Source organism: Butyricicoccus sp. AM78-15b2TA, assembly GCF_027665985.1.
Lineage (GTDB): Bacteria > Bacillota > Clostridia > Oscillospirales > Butyricicoccaceae > Agathobaculum > Agathobaculum butyriciproducens.
In genome coordinates this window covers 190,182-208,157 of the sequence record NZ_JAQEHY010000006.1, presented here as the reverse complement: position 1 = coordinate 208,157, position 17,976 = coordinate 190,182, and the positions used below count along the sequence as shown (strand labels likewise).

General features: G+C 44.8%; 16 protein-coding genes. 3 read left to right on the top strand and 13 right to left on the bottom strand.

The genetic code is table 11. The features are described from left to right. Positions 1–2,037: hypothetical protein (locus PGS25_RS08210; RefSeq protein WP_270418250.1), on the top strand; the 2,037-nt coding region annotated here is incomplete at its 5' end. A 66-nt stretch (positions 2,038–2,103) separates the two neighbouring features. Here the strand turns inward: PGS25_RS08210 and PGS25_RS08205 are convergent. The 4 genes from PGS25_RS08205 to PGS25_RS08190 form a co-directional block, all read right to left on the bottom strand. Then, entirely contained in the window at positions 2,104–2,814 is a 711-nt protein-coding gene (locus PGS25_RS08205; RefSeq protein ID WP_270418248.1) for a hypothetical protein, read from the bottom strand. 177 nt (positions 2,815–2,991) lie between these two features. Then, complete coding sequence (locus tag PGS25_RS08200) at positions 2,992–3,255, bottom strand: hypothetical protein (RefSeq protein WP_270418247.1); 264 nt, start codon at positions 3,253–3,255, stop codon at positions 2,992–2,994. 119 nt (positions 3,256–3,374) lie between these two features. Next, the gene (locus tag PGS25_RS08195; RefSeq protein ID WP_270418246.1) at positions 3,375–6,029 is read right to left on the bottom strand and encodes an S-layer homology domain-containing protein; all 2,655 of its coding nucleotides are present in this window, start codon (positions 6,027–6,029) and stop codon (positions 3,375–3,377) included. A 451-nt stretch (positions 6,030–6,480) separates the two neighbouring features. After that, the gene (locus tag PGS25_RS08190; protein ID WP_270418245.1) at positions 6,481–6,675 is read right to left on the bottom strand and encodes a hypothetical protein; all 195 of its coding nucleotides are present in this window, start codon (positions 6,673–6,675) and stop codon (positions 6,481–6,483) included. Positions 6,676–7,054: 379 nt separating this feature from the next. Here PGS25_RS08190 and PGS25_RS08185 point away from each other — a divergent pair, with 379 nt between their 5' ends. Together PGS25_RS08185 and PGS25_RS08180 are read left to right on the top strand one after the other, a co-directional pair. Further along, a complete protein-coding gene (locus PGS25_RS08185) occupies positions 7,055–7,276 on the top strand; it encodes a hypothetical protein (RefSeq protein ID WP_270418244.1) in 222 nt (73 codons plus the stop codon). Continuing rightward, positions 7,267–8,124, top strand: coding sequence for a tyrosine-type recombinase/integrase (locus tag PGS25_RS08180; RefSeq protein ID WP_270418243.1), 858 nt, complete (start codon positions 7,267–7,269; stop codon positions 8,122–8,124). Before PGS25_RS08185 ends, PGS25_RS08180 begins: the two co-directional genes overlap by 10 nt. 65 nt (positions 8,125–8,189) lie before the next feature. Here PGS25_RS08180 and PGS25_RS08175 read toward each other — a convergent pair whose 3' ends face one another. From PGS25_RS08175 to PGS25_RS08135, 9 genes are all read right to left on the bottom strand, one after another. Then, positions 8,190–9,728, bottom strand: a complete 1,539-nt coding sequence (locus tag PGS25_RS08175) for a recombinase family protein (protein ID WP_371291015.1) — start codon at positions 9,726–9,728, stop codon at positions 8,190–8,192. Beyond that, entirely contained in the window at positions 9,713–11,362 is a 1,650-nt protein-coding gene (locus PGS25_RS08170) for a recombinase family protein (protein WP_250841492.1), read from the bottom strand. Before PGS25_RS08170 ends, PGS25_RS08175 begins: the two co-directional genes overlap by 16 nt. Next, the gene (locus PGS25_RS08165) at positions 11,363–12,991 is read right to left on the bottom strand and encodes a recombinase family protein (protein WP_250841493.1); all 1,629 of its coding nucleotides are present in this window, start codon (positions 12,989–12,991) and stop codon (positions 11,363–11,365) included. Between the two features lie 135 nt (positions 12,992–13,126). Continuing rightward, a complete protein-coding gene (locus tag PGS25_RS08160) occupies positions 13,127–13,342 on the bottom strand; it encodes a DUF6870 family protein (RefSeq protein WP_005361189.1) in 216 nt (71 codons plus the stop codon). Between the two features lie 600 nt (positions 13,343–13,942). Beyond that, positions 13,943–14,365: a hypothetical protein gene (locus PGS25_RS08155; RefSeq protein WP_015542925.1), complete on the bottom strand. Its 423-nt coding sequence runs from the start codon at positions 14,363–14,365 to the stop codon at positions 13,943–13,945. A 504-nt stretch (positions 14,366–14,869) separates the two neighbouring features. Continuing rightward, the gene (locus tag PGS25_RS08150; protein ID WP_250841494.1) at positions 14,870–15,262 is read right to left on the bottom strand and encodes a winged helix-turn-helix domain-containing protein; all 393 of its coding nucleotides are present in this window, start codon (positions 15,260–15,262) and stop codon (positions 14,870–14,872) included. Between the two features lie 99 nt (positions 15,263–15,361). Further along, positions 15,362–16,135, bottom strand: a complete 774-nt coding sequence (locus tag PGS25_RS08145) for an ABC transporter permease (protein ID WP_055221051.1) — start codon at positions 16,133–16,135, stop codon at positions 15,362–15,364. 5 nt (positions 16,136–16,140) lie between these two features. Continuing rightward, the gene (locus PGS25_RS08140) at positions 16,141–16,950 is read right to left on the bottom strand and encodes an ABC transporter permease (RefSeq protein ID WP_055221053.1); all 810 of its coding nucleotides are present in this window, start codon (positions 16,948–16,950) and stop codon (positions 16,141–16,143) included. Beyond that, positions 16,943–17,869, bottom strand: a complete 927-nt coding sequence (locus PGS25_RS08135; RefSeq protein WP_002594743.1) for an ABC transporter ATP-binding protein — start codon at positions 17,867–17,869, stop codon at positions 16,943–16,945. Before PGS25_RS08135 ends, PGS25_RS08140 begins: the two co-directional genes overlap by 8 nt. Positions 17,870–17,976: the final 107 nt, after the last annotated feature.

Sequence of the window (17,976 nt, the reverse complement as noted above, 5' to 3'; positions counted from 1 at the left end):
AACGCTGCTCTGCCGCGTCAGTACGCTGCACAGATTCTGTATAACGCACTGGACATGGAGCGTGTAGTTTGGTCCAACGACATCGAGGACTTCAAGCCGGCTACCGACGTTAAGGACGACAAGACCATCGGCGGCAAGTACATGGATCTCGTTAAGACCGATGCAGCTCAGCTGACCAAGGTTGAGAAAACTTCTGGCAAGGACACCTATGAAATCGTAGTCGGTGGCAATAAGTATGACAAGGTTCCGACCGACGTTTCTGCTCTGATTGGCCTGAAGGTTAAGGTTCTGCTCCGTGAAAAGGCTAATGGTAATACCGATGTTTACGGCGTTTACGCTGATGATGACTCCAAGGTAATCGCTACCGGCACTGTTGGTCAGCTGGAGGACGTAACCAACTCCAAGAAGACCAAGCTGAACGGCACCGAGTACAAGCTGGACTCCGAGCCGGAAAATCTGAATGTTATCGAGCCGAACACGAATACTTCCGTTAAGCTGAGCACTCTGGAAGCAGCTACTGCAATCGACAAGGTTGCTGGCACTGTAAAGCTGGTTGATACCGACGGCAACAACAAGGCTGATACCGTTGTTTATACCCCGGCTAAGGTTGGCAAGATCACCTATGCTGGCTCCAAGTCCATCACCATCTCCAATGGCATTGGCTCCAACGATGTTGACGATTATGACATTTACGAAGGCTACGCTAAGGACGACTGGACTGTAGTTACCGATAAGACCTACACCGCTTCTAACGACATTGCTGTTGCTAAGATCGATGTAGTTACCTCCAAGGTTGCTTCTGTTAAGTCTTCTACTCCGAAGGAAGTTAAGATCAACGACTCCTGGTACAAGATTGCTACCGGCTCTGTTGCTGATGACACCGCTTCCGTTAAGTCTGGCAGCACCTACGATTTCGCTATCGTTGGCAACTACGTTGTAAACGCTAAGGAGACCGAGGCTGCTTCTACCGACGTTCTGGTTGTAACCGACTTTGAGAAGACCAGCAACGGCATGGCAGGCACCACCACTCAGAAGGTAAAGGCTTACTTCCTGGACGGTTCCTCCAAGACCATTGAGGTTTCCAAGCTGGCTCGCACCGCTGGTGCAGACGAGAAGGACGTTGATGCTTCCAACAACATCAATGATTCTTACGTTAACAAGCTGTACACCTATTCTACTCGCAGCAACGGCACCTACACCCTGAAGGCTCTGGGTTCCGGCAATATGGCTGGTTATAAGCATGTTGCTGACAAGACTGGCACTGGTGTTATCACTTCCAACAACAAGATCGACGGCTACTCCATCAGCGATGAGGCAGTAGTATTCGCTCTGTACACCGACATTAGCGGCACTAAGGTTAAGAAGGACGTTAAGGTTCTGACCGGTAAGACCGTTAACGATTGGAAGACCGCATACGGCACTTCTGTTCAGTATGCTACCAAGAAGTCCAACGGTATCGAGACCGTTCGCGTTGCAGTAGTTGTTGACTCCAACAAGTACTCCGGCGCTGGTTCCGACTACAAGTACGCTTACATGACCTCCGATTCTTACGAGGGCACCAACGGCGAGGACAACGACAAGACCACCGTATACGAGGCTTGGACTGGTTCTGAGAACGTAACCCTGAAGTATGATGGTGCTAACGGTACCACCAAGCACGCTGGCGACGTTCTGATCTACACCAACGACGGTGACAAGTTCATCAATGTTGAGACTGCTTCTGATGTTGATGTTGTAAAGGTTGCAATCACTGGTATCGAGAAGGTTAAGGAAGGCGACGTTGCAGTTCGCTTTGCAAACGGCACCTCTAAGACCTACTCTATGGACGAGGATTGCGTATACATCGCAGTTAACGACGACAAGCAGGAAGGCATGGAAGGTTCTTCTCTGGATCAGATTTCTCTGGCTGAGGAGCACACCTCTGGCAAGTACTACGCTAACGCTTGGATCGTAGTTGAGAAGACTGGCGATAAGAACATTATGGCTATCATCTATGACGCTGATAACAACCGTCTGGATGGCAACCTGCTGTTCTAATTGTAATAAGTTAATATAACTTGTTATAACTGAAAACCCCGAGGAAATCCTCGGGGTTTTCCCTATTTACCGGAAAACTGCGTAAGAATACTTATAATTGCTGATATTAAGCGCGCAGTTACGGTAATTGAGCACCTGAAAACCGGTATCGGTAATACCCAGGCCAACTTGATCGCCATACATGATATCATTTCCGTCGGAAGCAAAACCACCGTAAATGGCATTGCCATCGCCAACATACGAACCGGACTGGAACACGATTACGGCTTTCGGGCGATAACCAAGGTAAATCGTGCGGTGCTCCTCGCCGTCACCGGTGTAAAATCCAAACGCACTTTCGGTTTTACCGGCCAGCGTAGTCTGGATAGAGGCTACATTTTGCTGCAGATTGGCATCCGTGCTGCTGCGCGCATTGGTTTCAGTAGCCATCGCACGTTCGATAGTAGAAAAGCGGTCGCGCACATCCTGCGCCAGCTTGTCGCCGTCCACACTGCCGGACGGAATATTGCCCATCACAGCATTCTGCACCTGCTTCTGCACGTTTTCGATTGCCGCCTGAACTGTATTGGCGGGCACACTTGCGCTGGCAGTATAGCCCATTTTCGCGGCAGCGGTGAATTCACCCAGCGCATTGCACAGTCGGTTGAATGACTGCCGCAGCTCCTCCGGCGAGGAGTCAAAGTAGGCTTTCAGCTCGTGCGCCTGCATGTTAGGCTGGTCAGCCAGATCTGCCAGCCGCTTGGTGAATGTGCCCTGTCGATACGCTTCAAATCCCATAAAAATACCTCCTGTTCGGCGGATCGCCGTTTGTTTGAGGTATAGAATAGCCGATAAATCACGTTTTGGCAAGAAAAATTTTCGGATTTTTTGGGAAAAAGAAAACCCCCGAGGAATCGGGGGGAATATGCATCATAAAAAGCCGCTATGCTGAGCATAACGGCAAAAATTTCAATTTTAAACGTAATAAGAATCACGAACGGTTTTCAGCTTGGTCTGACCAGAAGCCACGCTACCGTCTTTCATTTTAACGAGCACTGTATAGCCCTCAAAATGTTTATTGAAACGCTTTTCAATCCATTCGTTTACAGTAAAACTGTCGTGTGCTTTTTTGGTATATGGATAGCGATGGTGCAACTTCTTGTCGCCACGTATATTGGAACCATCAGCATTACAAATAGTAACTTTGAATTGTTCTATTTCATAAATCGTTTTTTCCACATGGGCACACCGAGGCATTCTTTTCCCTCCTATTTTTATATAAAGAGGGAAAGACCCCCCGATTTCTCGGGGGGAATTTCCGTCTTCACTTAATGAATTAAGCGATAGTTACATACAGATTAATGCAGAGTGCCGTCTGCCTTAACCTTAACATCGCCATCCAGATGGTTGTTATCAGCGTCGAATACAACTGCTACAACGTGCTGGTCATCATCGTTCTCAACTACGATGTAAGCGTTTGCATAGTAAACGCCGGAATTCTTAGCGGTCTCTTCAGCGTTCTGAACAGTACCATTCATAGCTTCATGCTTGTCGTCGTTTACAGCAATGTATACAACATCGTCATCTACAGTGTAAACGGTCTTAGCAGCCAGCGTATTGCTGATTGTGTAGTTCTTATCAGCATTGGAGAATACCTTGCTGCCCTGAACGATCAGGTTCTTGCCCTCGTTACCAGTGATAGCTACCTTGTAAACAGTTACATCAGCGTCGTTGTTCTCAACATTGATGAACTTGTCGCCATCGTTGGTATAGATCAGCAGATCGCCTTCGCCCAGCTTCTTAGCGTCGGTGCCGTCATACTTCAGGGTTACGTTCTCAGAACCAGTCCAAGCCTCGTATACCAGAGTCTTGTCGTTGTCTTCACCCTCGGTGCTCTCCTGCGTATCGCTGGTCATGTAAGCGTACTTGTAGTCAGAACCAGAAGCTTCCAGCTTCTTATCAGAAGTCAGCACCAGAACACGGATGGATTCAACACCGCTGGACTTCTTGGTTGCGTAAGCAACAGAGGTGCCCTTAGTGGTATTGGTCTTGATATCCCAATCGTTTACAGTCTTACCAGACAGAACCTTAACGTCCTTGTAGACGCCAGTGCCCTTATTGTGCGCATCCTTGATTTCGTTGTAAACATTCAGTACAACTGCGTTATCGCTGATCAGCTTGCCATCAACGCGGTTCTTAGAGTTAACGCCAGTGGTAGAAGTATTGGAGATAGACTCATAACCAGCCTTATTATCCTTACCCAGAGCCTTCAGCGTGTAGTTGCCATTGCTGCGAGTAGAATAGCTGTACAGCTTGTTAACATCATTTGCATCAATGGAGTTAACTGCGCTTACGTCTTCTTCATCCTTGCCATCGCCAGCGGTCAGGTCAAGCTTTTCAACAGTGATGGTCTTAGAAGAGCCATCCAGGAAGTAAGCCTTTACCTTCTGGGTGGTGCTGCTCTGCATACCGTTCTTAGCATCCTCAAAGTCAGTTACAACCAGAACATCGGAAGAGTCAGCCTCAGTCTCGTCAGCGTTTACAACATAGTTGCCAACAATTGCGAAATCGTAGGTGTTGCCAGCCTTCAGAGTATCAACCTCTGCGTTGTCGGCAATCTTGTACCACTCGTCGTTTACCTTAACCTCAGTAACAGTGCTGTTGTTCTTCTTGGTAGAAGTTACCTTAGCGGTGGTTACGTCGATCTTAGCAACAGCGGTGTCGCCGGAAGCGGTGTAGGTGTCGGAAGTAACTACGGTCCAGTCGTCCTTTGCGTAGCCTTCGTAGATATCGAGGTCATCGATGTCCTTGGAACCAACCTTGTTGGAGATGGTAACAGACTTGGAACCTGCATAGGTAACCTGGCCTACAACAGCCGGGGTAACAACTACGGTATCAACCTTGTTGTTGCCGTTGGTGTCAACCAGCTTAACAGTACCAGCAACCTCGGAGATGTCCTTCTGACCTTCAATCTTAGACAGCTTGTCGGTGGACTGACCCTGGTTAGCGTAGATAACCTTCAGACCGTTGCGGGTATCATCCATCTTGTACTCAGTGCCAGCCAGCTTGGTCTTCTTGTCAGAAGCCGCGCCAACAGACTCGAGCTGACCAACAGTACCGGTAGCGATTACCTTGGAATCGTCATCAGCGTATACGCCGTAAACGTCCTGATCGCCATTGGTCTTAACGCGAACCAGAACCTTAACCTTCAGGCCAAGCAGATCGGAAACGTCGGTCGGAACCTTGGTGAACTCCTGCTCCTTCTTGTCATCAGCATACTTAACCTTATCAGCAAGCTTGATCTCGTAGGTGTCCTTACCAGAGGTCTTCTTAACAGAAGTCAGAACTTCAGCAGAGGTCTTGTACAGATCCATGTACTTCTCGCCGATGGTCTTCTCACCGGAAACGTCGGTAGCGTTCTTGAAGTCGTTGATGTCGTTAGACCATACAACGCGCTTCATGTCCAGTGCGTTGTACAGAATCTGTGCAGCGTACTGACGCGGCAGAGCAGCGTTCAGATCAGCGTCAACATCCTCGAACAGGTTGTTCAGCTGACCGTACTTCATGGTGTTCTGAGCCCAAGCTGCGCCGGTCAGGCCAGCCTTCTGAGCATTGTAGCCAGCAGCTACCAGTACCATCTTTGCAGCCTCGAGACCGGTTACGGTATCGTTCGGAGCAAACTTGGTTACAGACTTACCAGCGATGATGCCAGTGTTCTGCAGGTAACGTACGTAGCCCTGTGCCCAAGCTGCGGTCGGCAGATCGGTAAACTTGGTCGGCAGGGAGGCGTAAGCATTGGCGTTGTCGTTGCCGCCATTCATGATCGTAAAGATCATCTTTGCCATCTGAGCACGGGTAACGGTGGTGTTCGGCTTGAAAGAGCCGTCATCGTAGCCCTGGATTACGCCCAGAGAAGAGAGCATGTCTACAGCGGTGGTTGCCTTGATGTCAGCCTTGTCGCTGTAAGACGCCGCACCAGCGAACATGGTGAATGCACAAGCAAACGCCAGCACCAGTGCGAGAACCTTTTTGAGATTGCAGGTGAAAAAACTTACATCATGAAAAATGACAATAAAAATTTAAAAATATAGAGTCTTTATAACTTTATGCGGAAAATAAGCGAAAGAAAAATATACCAAAATTAAACATAAATAGAAAGAATGTATAACGGGAAATGCAGAAGTTAAAAGTTTTAAGAAAAAATTTTAGGACTCGCTATCAGTATAATGAACTATGAATAAAAAAGCATCAAATTAGAAGCTCGACAGATTATTAACGACGGAGATGTAAGAATCGTTGTAAAGAGTGAGAATTTGAATGCTTGTAGCGCCTTGATTTAATAGTTAATAAGGGACGATGACATGTGTAAGCTAGCAATATAAAAGATAGTTTGCGTTGAAAAACGCTGATACTGTACAGTTTTCGTGGAGAGCGTGTACGGTATCAGCGTTTTTAAAGGTTTATTCACTTTGCAGCATTATCCCGCTCCATAGCCTCTCGAATGGCGCGCTTGATAAAAGCAGTAGCGGACTCGCCATGTTGTTCAGCGTGTGCTTGAATGCGGGCACGTTCACCCTTTGGGACGCGAAAACGTACTTCATCTGTTTTTTCTTTTTGCCATTTTAAGGTGGCTCGCTTTTGTGCTTCACTGACTGACATTTTCTCACCCCCGATATCATATCAAAGACCACTTTTGAAAAATATAGTAAAACTGCAACATATAGTGCACCTATATTTGTGGGGAATGCCAATTGAATAGGTGCGCTATATATGCTATTATTCTATCAGAAAATAAAAAACGGCAGTGCAAAAGGACGGCAATCCTTTTGCACCTGCGCAGGTGACTCGACCACCTACACAACGGAAAACTCCGCACCGCAGTATTAGTATACCCTTTTTTTTAGGGTTGCACAAGACCTTTGTTCGTGCTATATTTATACTTCTTTCTGCTGTATGATTTTGACACCGTGTAGGCTCTATATTGCCTGCACGGTTTTATTTTCGCTCAAAATCACATATAGAAAGAGGCGAAATTACGATGAAGAAGTATTCCTTCGCAGATATGCAAAGGCTGCACTGGAAAGACTACGAGTTCGAGTGTCAGCGGCTGACCTTTCCGAACGGTAGACAAATCCGTTTGATGGACAGCCAGAGCAGGCAGGTACAGACGCAGTACACACAGTATATCGATCAACATCATCACGCACCGCGCATGGGAGATTTTATTTTCCCGAGCAAGGAGGCGAGGTCATGGGTGTAACTTTGCGGGAATGGTCGCAGCAGTGGCTGGAGGTTTACGTTAAGCCGGTAGCCAAGCCGAGCGGCTATGAACACTACTATGACAACATGTACAAGCATATCCTGCCGAAATTAGGTGATATGCCCTTGAAAAGTCTGACTACTGCCGTGGTACAGCACTTTCTCAACGAGGAATCCCTGCATGGCAATCTGCGGACTGGCGGCGCGCTGAGCGCAAAAAGCATCAAAAATATGCGCGTTGTGCTGGATGTTTGCTGTAAGCGTGCTGTTGCGGACGGCCTTATGGCTGCAAATCCGGTTGCTGCGACCGTATATACGCATTGCCGCTCGAAGAAGCACAATATTATGAGTGACAGCGATCAAAAAGTGCTCGAAAAGTGGCTGTTTTCTGATCTGTCGCTTAATAATGCAGGTATTATCTTAGCACTGTACAGCGGTATGCGCTTGGGTGAAGTCTGTGCTGCACGTTGGGGTAATTACGATACGATGAGCGGCACACTGCACATTACACAGACCGTACGCCGGGTGATGGTTGATCCTGAGGCAGAGTACGGCAAGCGGACGGAACTTATCTTCAGCTCTGCGAAAAGCGATGCTTCTGAGCGAGATCTGTATCTGCCGGAAGTACTGCATGGTTTGCTTACCGTACAGTATCAGCGGTTCGAATCTCTTTTTAAGCGCACGCCGAATGCTGATGATTTCATCATCTATAATACAGTCGGTGGTGTAATGGATCCGGACCATCTGAGCAGCTACTGGGGCGATGTACTGGACGGTCTTGGCCTGCCGCACGTTCGTTTTCACGACATTCGGCACCCGTATGTCAAGCCCACGACAAAAAATTTATAACTTTTTTTGAAGTTTTTCGGGCAGCTTCATAGCTGCCCATAGCTGTTTCAAATGGGTGTTCACGGTTATACCTTTTCGGATTCCTTAGTTTCTAAGAAATCCTGTGTTGCATATTCAATCTCAATCCGATCTCCTGGAAAGACGTAAACTTTGTTGATAAGCCGGTCAATCAGAGCTTTTGTCAGCATGTTGGCGTTTCCGACTTCCTGCACAATTTCCTGTTGTTTCAGCTTAATCTCATAATCACTTTTTATCTGCTTTGTCTGTGCAGTGATGACAGCATGAACATTTTTGGCTTGTACCAGTTCCGTGTCATAAACCGCTTTTCGTGTTCGATAGGTTTCCAAATCAATCTCTCCGAGTGCATACTGCTCATAAAGATGCCGCTTGCTGTCTTGAATAGAACGGAGTTTTTCTTCATGTTCGGCCTGCTGGACTGTCTGCAAATCCAATTTATCCTTATTGCTATCAATTCCCAATGCCGGACACATTTGAGCCCGAATTGTTTCAAATACAACCTGCTCCAGATCTGCCATCTTTATGCGCACACCATGACAAGGAAGCGTTTCAGCCACCTCGGAATGACGGCAATAAAACCACGCACCATTTCGTAGAGACATTGCATGATCGCAGCATCCACAGAATACCTTACCACGGAGCAGATAATCACGCGGCTTTTTATTTAACAGAGAGAAACGCTTAATAGAAGCATTGGCTTTCTCAAATAGATCCACACTTACAATAGCCGGATGATGGTTCGGTATTTTGAACCACTCACTTTCATCCTTTAACTGTGTATGTCGGCTGCCAATCTCTTTTACCTTTCTCTTGCCAATTACATAGGTACCGATATATCTTTGATCTTCTAAAATACGCAGGACCGTTGATGTACTCCAAACGCCGTTTGTTCGGGAAACATTGTAATAGTCCTTGCCTTTAAGTTTGCGATATTCCCCAGGGGTGGGGATATTCATAGCATACAATCTTCTTGTGATCTCGGCTGCGGTGTTGCCTTCAGACGCCCATTGAAATATCATCTGCACATTCGGGGCAACATCCTCGTCCGGTTCCATACGTCCGTCTGCACTCTTGCGATAGCCGTAAGGACAGATGACACTCTGATATTCCCCACGACGCATCTTTGCGTATTTTGCACTTTTGGTTTTCATGGACATATCCCGGCTATAACACTCGCTGATAAGATACTTGAAAGCAATATCAATCCCTCCGGTATCACCTTTGAAATTAGCTGTGTCAAAATCATCACTGACGGAAATAAAACGGGTGTGGTAAAGAGGAAATACCCGCTCAATAAAATAGCCGGTTTCAATGCTGTTACGTCCAAATCGGGAAAGGTCTTTTACAATAATACAGTTGATTTTTCCGGCCTGAACCATTGTTAAAAGTTCCTGCACCGCCGGACGCTCAAAGTTTGTCCCCGTATGACCATTGTCAATAAATTCCAAAATCTCGCTGTTATCCCATTCCGGCAGAGACATAGCTTTTTCACGAAGGATCAGTTTTTGATTTGGTATGCTCAAACTTTCAGTTTTGAAATCTTCCACAGAAAGACGGATATAAAGGGCAATCACATAGTTGCGCACGATTCCACCGCCTTTCCCTGAAATTCATTTTTGAAACGGAAGGTAACATGAATATTCCGCTCGTGGTCTATCTCAATTCGTTCAATGAGCCGTTCAATCAGTTCTGCAGTCAGTACGTGATCCTGTGCCAGTGTTTTTGCATCCTTTTCCATTGCGCGGTATCTGGCAAGCTGGTTGTCCAGAGAGTCCATAGATTTTTCAAATACTTCAATCTCACCAGACAGAGCATTGATAGCATGTTCATAATCCGCTTTCAATTCAAAGTATTCGTCATTTGTCAAAATACCCTGCACAAAATTTTCATATAGGCCACGGATCAGCCGGCGTGTTTTTTCAATTTCCTGCCGTTTGGCCGACATCTGAATTTTCAGCTTATCTTTTTCCTGTTTTTGTCTTGCCTCCAACTGAAAGAGTGGCAGCGACATTCCCAGCGCAACTGTCAGCTCTTTTTCAAGAATAGCCGTAACAGTAGAAATCAGTTCTTTCTCCTGTATCATCGCACCTTTGCAGCTATCTTTTTCTACCCGGCTGTTTGTAAGGCAGTGGAACCAGTAAGTGTCAGGTCCTTTCCGGCGCTCGGCGCGTTGCCTGTGAAGGCTTCTGCCACAATCAGCACAGAACACTTTACCTTTGAAAATGTTTGGTGTGTAGGGACGTTTTGGAGTTGCTTTGCTTTCTTCACAGATCTGTTTTCTGTATTCCTGAACTGCATGAAACAACTCATGGCTGATGATCGGTTCATGGGTGCATTTTGCAATAATCAGATTATCTTCTCCAGCCTTGACCTGCTGATGATCTACAATCTTTGTTTTTCCTTGCACCAGATCGCCTGTATAAACTTCGCTTTCTAAGATTTTCATCACTGTACGGGTCTGCCATTTGCCGCTTCCAATCAGTCCCGGACTGGTAATCTCGCCAGTGGTCTTTTTATAATGGCTCGGTGCCGGAATCCCCATCTCATTTAGGTTGCGGACAATCCGGTTCAGTGCCACATGCTCATGTGCCCATTCAAAAATCTGTTTTACTACAGGGGCAGTATTTTCATCAATCAGAAGTTTATGGCAATCATCCGGGTCTTTCCTGTAACCGTAAGGTGCCCGTGCACCAATATAGTCGCCATCTTTCATAGCCTGCCGCGCCTGTGCTTTGATTTTTCGTCCAATGTCCAGAGCATAGGCTTCATTGATCATATTTTTCAAAGGCAGCATGATACCACCATGAAGATTTCCGGAATCTGCTGTGTCAAACTGATCCGTAACAGCAATGAACCGAACATTATGTGCATGAAAATATTGTTCGATATAATAACCTGTGTCAATAGAATTTCGCCCTAATCGGGAAAGATCCTTAACAATCACACAGTTAATGTGGCCTGCTTCAATATCAGATAGCATTTGCTGAAATCCAGGGCGGTGAAAATTTGTCCCTGTTGCTCCGTTGTCGATATAAGTATCATACACAACGAAGTCCGGTTTATCCGAAAGAAAGTCATTCAGTACCAGCTTTTGATTTTCTACTGAGCAGCCCCGCTTTTTGTTATCTTCCACAGAAAGACGGATATACAGAGCCACATGTACATATAAAGATGGTGCCGGCATGGGAGCTGCCGTCTGTTTTCTGCTTTTTCTTGCCATTTAGCCCACCATCCTTTCTTCGTTTTTTGTAGCAATCTGTTCCGCCAAAGAGATTGCTTTCTGATACTCATCCTGGTAATTAAATTCAATATGCAGTTCATCTTTACCCATTACCCGTATGCTTCGGATAAGCTGCATGACTGCCCGACGGTCAATACCCTCCATAGTAGAAAATTTCATAAAATGGTTGATCCAACGGTTTCGTTCGCTTCGGTTTTCTAATACATCTGTAAGTTTTTCGTTCCATTCAGCGATTGCTTTTTGGAACAGTTCAATATCTGCATTGTATTTTCGCTTGTAAGAGAGAAATTCTTCCTTTGTCAGAATTCCACTCACCAGATTTTCATAGAGTTTTGCCTTAAAGCCCTCGGTCTGTGCCACACGCTTTTCATTTACTCTGATCTGTGCGGCATATTCCTGCGCCAATTCCCGGTTAATCCGTTCTTGACTGATACTGGACAGCAGGGCATCCAGAGAAGCAACATTTTCAATATGTCCTTTCAAACTGTCCTGTACACATTCAATCAGATCCGACTCTTTCAGCATGACCGACGATGTGCAGCCATTCTTTTTGCCGGTCGGGCAGTAATAATAGTGATACTCTTTATCTTTATAGCGGTTCGTCTTGCGGGTCATACGGCAGCCACAGCAGCCGCAGATCAAAATACCAGAAAACAAGTAAACCTTATCCGATTTAGGAGAAGTCCTTGTGTCAATCCTGCGGAGCCTTTGCACCAGATCAAAATCGTGCTTTTGTATGATTGCCTCATGGGTTCCCTCCACACGAATCCATTCCGAAGAAGGTTTGTCCTCACGCTCTTTTAATTTGAAATGGGGCGTTGTCTGCTTACCCTGGACCAGTGTTCCGGTGTAAGTTTCATCCTGTAAAATGCGGATGATTGTAGTTGCAGACCATTTGCAATCCTTTCGGTCTGTATAGCCACCTTTTGCATGAGGCATTCCGTGATTGCGCTTATACGCCAAAGGTGAAAGAATTCCTAATCGGTTCAGTTCATCCGCTATATGGGAAGCGCTGAATCCTTCCAGCCGTTTTCTGAAAATATCCCGCACAACATTGGCAGCATATTCGTCTACTTCCAGGCTCTTGTGTTTATCGCCGACTTTCACATAACCATAGATGGTAAAAGCACCTACAAAATCCCCGCTGCGCCGTTTTACTTCCAGGGCACTCCGTGTCTTAACGGAAATATCCCGACAGTAAGCCTCATTCATAATGTTTTTGACAGAAACCGTGAGATCATCGGCAGCGTCATTTTCTGTGTCCACATTATCGTTAATTGCGATAAAACGCACTCCATAGGCTGGAAACACCCTGCGCATATAGCGGCCTGTTTCTATGTACTCACGACCCAAGCGGGAGAGGTCTTTGACAATCACGCAATTAGCTTCGCCTTGTTCGATCATCCGCATCATTTCCTGAAATGCCGGGCGATCAAACAAAACGCCACTATAACCATCGTCAATTTTTTCTGCCACAACCTCAATTTCCGGGTGTCGGGCTATGTAGTCATCAATCAGGCGCCGCTGGTTAGCAACGCTGTCACTTTCTACTGTTTTATCATCCGTATAAGAAAGACGGATGTACTTAATCGCTTTATAAACCTGCATAAAAAAACACTCCTTTCGTTGCACAGAAAAATCCCCGCAATTCAAGAAGTGTGATTATGCCATATTCAATTCCTTTTCCGATTTTTATTCTACCATGCTTTTACGGAAAAGTCAGCCCCTTTCTTAAAATTGCGCCTATCGCAAAATACCCTTGATACATTCTTCCAGGGTAGCACCTTCAGCAGAAAAGCTGGCCTGTACAGTAAAACGGCCACACTTAAAATGGTATGGATTTTTTATCTGCTGAACAAATTCTGCAATCCGTTCATCACGGGAAAGTTCTTTGTTGACAGAGACATCCCGAATGTCTACCAGCGTACCCACTTCACTGACAATGGTGTTCAATTCCATAGTATCAACTCCCTTCTGAAAACTGTGTTATCAAAACCACATGAATAGGTCGGATCTATGGTTATTACACACATAAATCCGGCCCATTATATCTGATTTCGATTTTACTGCCGTATTTGCCACGCACCCCGGCAAGTCCTTCTGTTATAAGGACGGGGCTGTTACAGGCTGCGGGTAGCGTCACCGCATCATAGTCCCACATACGCCGCCGCTTTGCCAGAGCAAGCAAACGCCGCAGGAACTCTCCCCAAGTCTTTAGGAAGCTGTGAAGAAGTACCATTATGATCTGTGTCGTTATCGCGTCCGGCTTGCCACAGCCGGTTTCGTAGGTTGCGTTTATCGCTCGGACAGCTTGGATTCATCACCTCCTTAGGCTGCCTGTCACCGCGCCGCCCCATCTGCCGCTCGGAACACAGAATGAAGTACCTGTAACAGCGTATATTCGGTTGTCAAGGAACAAGCAAGGGGCATGGCAGACAAATTGATATTGCAGTTGGGGTGGGAGGATGTATATGCTTCCTTACCACACCCGTCCAGCTTGTCCCGCCGAATATGTCCCTCTACTATTCAGTACATTTTTAGGGGCAAAGTTGCCGTCTGTTATAAAATTTCTTTGAAATATTTTTCCAGACTACGCAATCCGGCTTCGATAGAACGGGTGATCCGGCTTTTGTGTGTTCCTTCCGCTTTGGCAATATCTGCTTTGCTCATGCCAAGAAAAAAATGTGCATAGATCCGTTGGCGCTGCTTTACCGGAAGTTTGGAAAGACCTTTATAAATCAACTCCGTCATTTGACGCTGTTCCCAAATTTCTGCCGGGTTAAGAGGCTTTTGCAATATCTCACGCTCAATACCTTCGTCTCGATCCAGAGAGTAAAATGCTTTATAGCGGTATGTACGAATCCGATAGGCTTCTTCCAACAACATATATTCCCGAAGCAACAAAGCAACTTCATCCGGCACCTCAACGATCATGTCCTGTGTATAATACGGGTAATAATCCCGAAGATTGATTTTCTTCATAGTAATTTCCTCCAATTTCGATGTTTGAGTTGATGGCAAAAATCGAAATCAGAGGGTGGGCTGCGGCAGCGATAAGGTCTAAGTCTCTTTCTGATTAAAAAAAGGGTACAAAAAAGCGCGCCCGTACAAAGAACAGGCGCGCCAAAGCAAAAGTATGAAATTTTTCCGGGAGGTTGACAGCGGAAATGCTCAAACTTTGTCGAAACCAAAAACGCCGCAATCCATACGAGCTGGACTACGACGTATAGGTGACTGAATGTAAAGCAGTTTATCTGCAGATCTGTGTTGCATAGACGCATAGGCATTTCCTCCCATCAAGGAGGAACCTGAATTGGCTGCTTGATACCTCCTTGGGAGAAAATTATATCGGCTATGTTTCCTGTATCAGTCCGCAGACATTCGCTTTTTACTCTTTATATTCGCAATTTTCTACATATTCTGCTCTTAGAATATATGCTACAAAAAGCAAACCCACAAGGGGAAACGACACCTTGTGGGCTCATATTATAGTTGTTCAAATTTATAGCCGATCCCGGCGACACTCTCAATGTAGTTTGGAAGATCCGGTTCAAAACGCAATTTCTTACGCAACTTACTTATATGATTATGAATCGCTTTTCTCGAATAGAAATCACAATCCTCTTTCCAAACCAAATCGGTAATCAGTTCGTAAGTAAAAACACGTTTGGGATTGGCAATGAGCAATGCCAGTATATCAAACTCCTTACTTGTCAAGTTGATCATCCGTTCCCTAACCCTGACAGTGCGGTGTTCCAGACATAGATAAAGCTCGCCTTCTTGTATTTCTGTAAGAGGATTCTTCTCTGCTGCGGAGAAAGTGTGACAGGAATTGAATACTGTTCCATGACAGACTCCTTGCTCCAAAATATATTGCATTAGAGCATTCTTTTGTTCCTCGTTAAGAAGCAGAAATAACTTTTCGCCAATCTGTTTGCCGGATTCTTCTATATCAAAAACAGCTAATGTCCCATCACGTCACCATCCCTTTTTTCTAACTACTTTTTTCTTTTTAGTGACAGTCAATGTACCGGGTGCTTTCTTTTTGTTTGCAAGAATAATGATAGAAATTAAAAAAGTCAAAGCTATTGTGATCAGGGCAGGAAAAATGTGATAAGTATAACCATATTCCGCACCACAAGTAGGGTCTACTAAAATCATGCTTGCTTTAATCGGATAATAATTTAACAGTGTTCCTTCAAAAGTTCCGAAATATCCATACACAAAAGCTAGTGCAACCCCACCCAAAAAATTATTTGCCGAACAACAAAATAGCAAAATAATCGGCAAGACTGAAATATAGATCCCTATATTCGCCCCAGTAACACGAATAAACATATTAAACAGATTGCCAAAATGCGCTCCCGGAAATCCGGCAATAATGTTAATTACTAATGCTATCACACAACCTATAAGGCTAAAGATGATTGTCAACAACAATAGAACAAGTAGTTTTCCAGAAAGCAACTGTTTATATGGGATAGGAATTGTTGATATATTCTTCATCGTATCGTCTGTATATTCCCTTGTTATAATATAACCTGCTATCAGTGCAATGATAATCGGAAAAAACAAGGTACAGTTACTAATCATAACTTGCTGCATAAAATAGTCAAATGTCCATGTCTGTCCACTGTTGGCTGTGGAATAAAACAGTGACAGCAGCGGCGAAAGCACTGTCATAATAATTCCGGCTTTTATTACGGAATAGCGTTTTAGTTTTAAAAATTCAGTTTTTATTATATTTCCCATATCTTTTACCTCGTCCATTTTTTATAAAAGCGAATGATCAACCACAATGAAAGTGTAACAGTAATTGCCAGAATAAAAATTGTATGGCAAGTGGTTGGTACAATCGCATAGGCTTCCGGCAAAAGATTGTCTTTTTGCAAATGATCCATCATTAAGCCGCTTGTCCAGTTCATAACACATATAACTGGGAAAGAATTTAAGAAAGCAATTTTTGCAGCACTTATAGATGTTCCAACTGTCCCTAGTATGCCCCAGTTAAAAATAGAATAAAAAAACGCAAGCAGGATAGAAAGCAAAAAACTTTTGTTAAAACAAATAATTAAAAATACAATCGGCAAAGAAGCTGCTACGATAAGAACTCCAAAAATAAGGCTCATAAATATCTTATAAGTCATACCATAAACCATTCCTACATGAAACAGTTTACAAAACAACGCAACAGATAATGTGCTTGTCAGACAAAACGCAATGCTAAAAATAAAGAGCATAGAAATTTTTGCCATAATGAGTTGTGTATTTGTAACAGGAATTGTTCTAAGGTTTTTGGAAGTATCGCAATCTCTTTCTATAAAAAACAAAATAGCGGCAATGATACCAATTAGACATGGAAGCAAAAAAACCAATCCATATCCCAACATCATTGTATAAACATAATCAAATCGGGTTTGAAGATAATGTTCCGTTGTATCTGCACCTGTTCCCGCCTTTGCCATATATGCCAAAATCAACGGAAAAAATAACGATAATGACATCAGTGCGTATAATAATCTTTTCCGCTTTAATTTCCAAAATTCGCATTTAATCAGTTTAAGCAATTCCCTCGCCTCCCGTCACACGCTTGAAGTAATCTTCAAGACTTTCTTCACAGGTATGCGCCTCCGATACCTCCAATCCGTTTTCTACAAAGGCAGTTACAATTTTCCCCACAGGCAGATCAAGGTTGTGCAGACGCAGATTGTGGTCGTCCTGTATAGAGAAATGATTTTCATGGAAATTGCGTTCCAAAATTCTTGCCGCCTGTGCAGTATCAGAGAGTGTAAATCGGATATGCTTACTGCTTTTTTGCTCCAGCTCAGCAAGGCTTTCTTCTTCCAGCAATGCTCCGTGGTCGATAATTCCAATATCGTCAGCCAGCAAGGAAATCTCCGAAAGAATGTGACTGGAAATCAAAATGGTTTTTCCTCTTGCGTCGCAAAGCTCCCGAATAAAGGAGCGTACTTCTGCAATGCCGATGGGATCAAGCCCGTTGATCGGCTCATCCAAAATCAAAAGCTCTGGGTCGTGCATAACGGCAAGGGCGATGGCAAGCCGCTGCTTCATACCAAGAGAATACTGTGAAAAGAGCTTTTTATCTTTGTAGGGCAGTCCTACCAAATCCAGAGCGTCTTTGATGGCATGATTGTTTGGTACGCCCCGCAGAGTAGCAAAGATACGCAAGTTCTCTGTGCCGGTCAGATTTGGATAAAAACCGGGGGATTCAATCAGGCTTCCGATACGGGGCAGCAATTTCTTTTCATTCCCCTGCAAGGGCTTTCCCCAGATTTTGACCTCCCCGGAAGTCGGCTTCGTTAAGCCCAACAGCATCTTCATGGTAGTAGTTTTTCCGGCTCCGTTTCTGCCCAGCAGACCATAAATTCTCCCACGCTTCACATGGATATTTAAGTCAGCCACACTCTTTTGTGAACCGTATTGCTTCGTCAGATTTTTCGTTTCAATGATGTAATTTGTGTCCATATTCAAAACCTCCTGTTCTGTAAGGTATTCTATCATGCCAACCTTGCATTAACCTTGCCGCAACCTTGCATTAACCTTGCAATTTGAAATCTGGCAAAATGACAAAG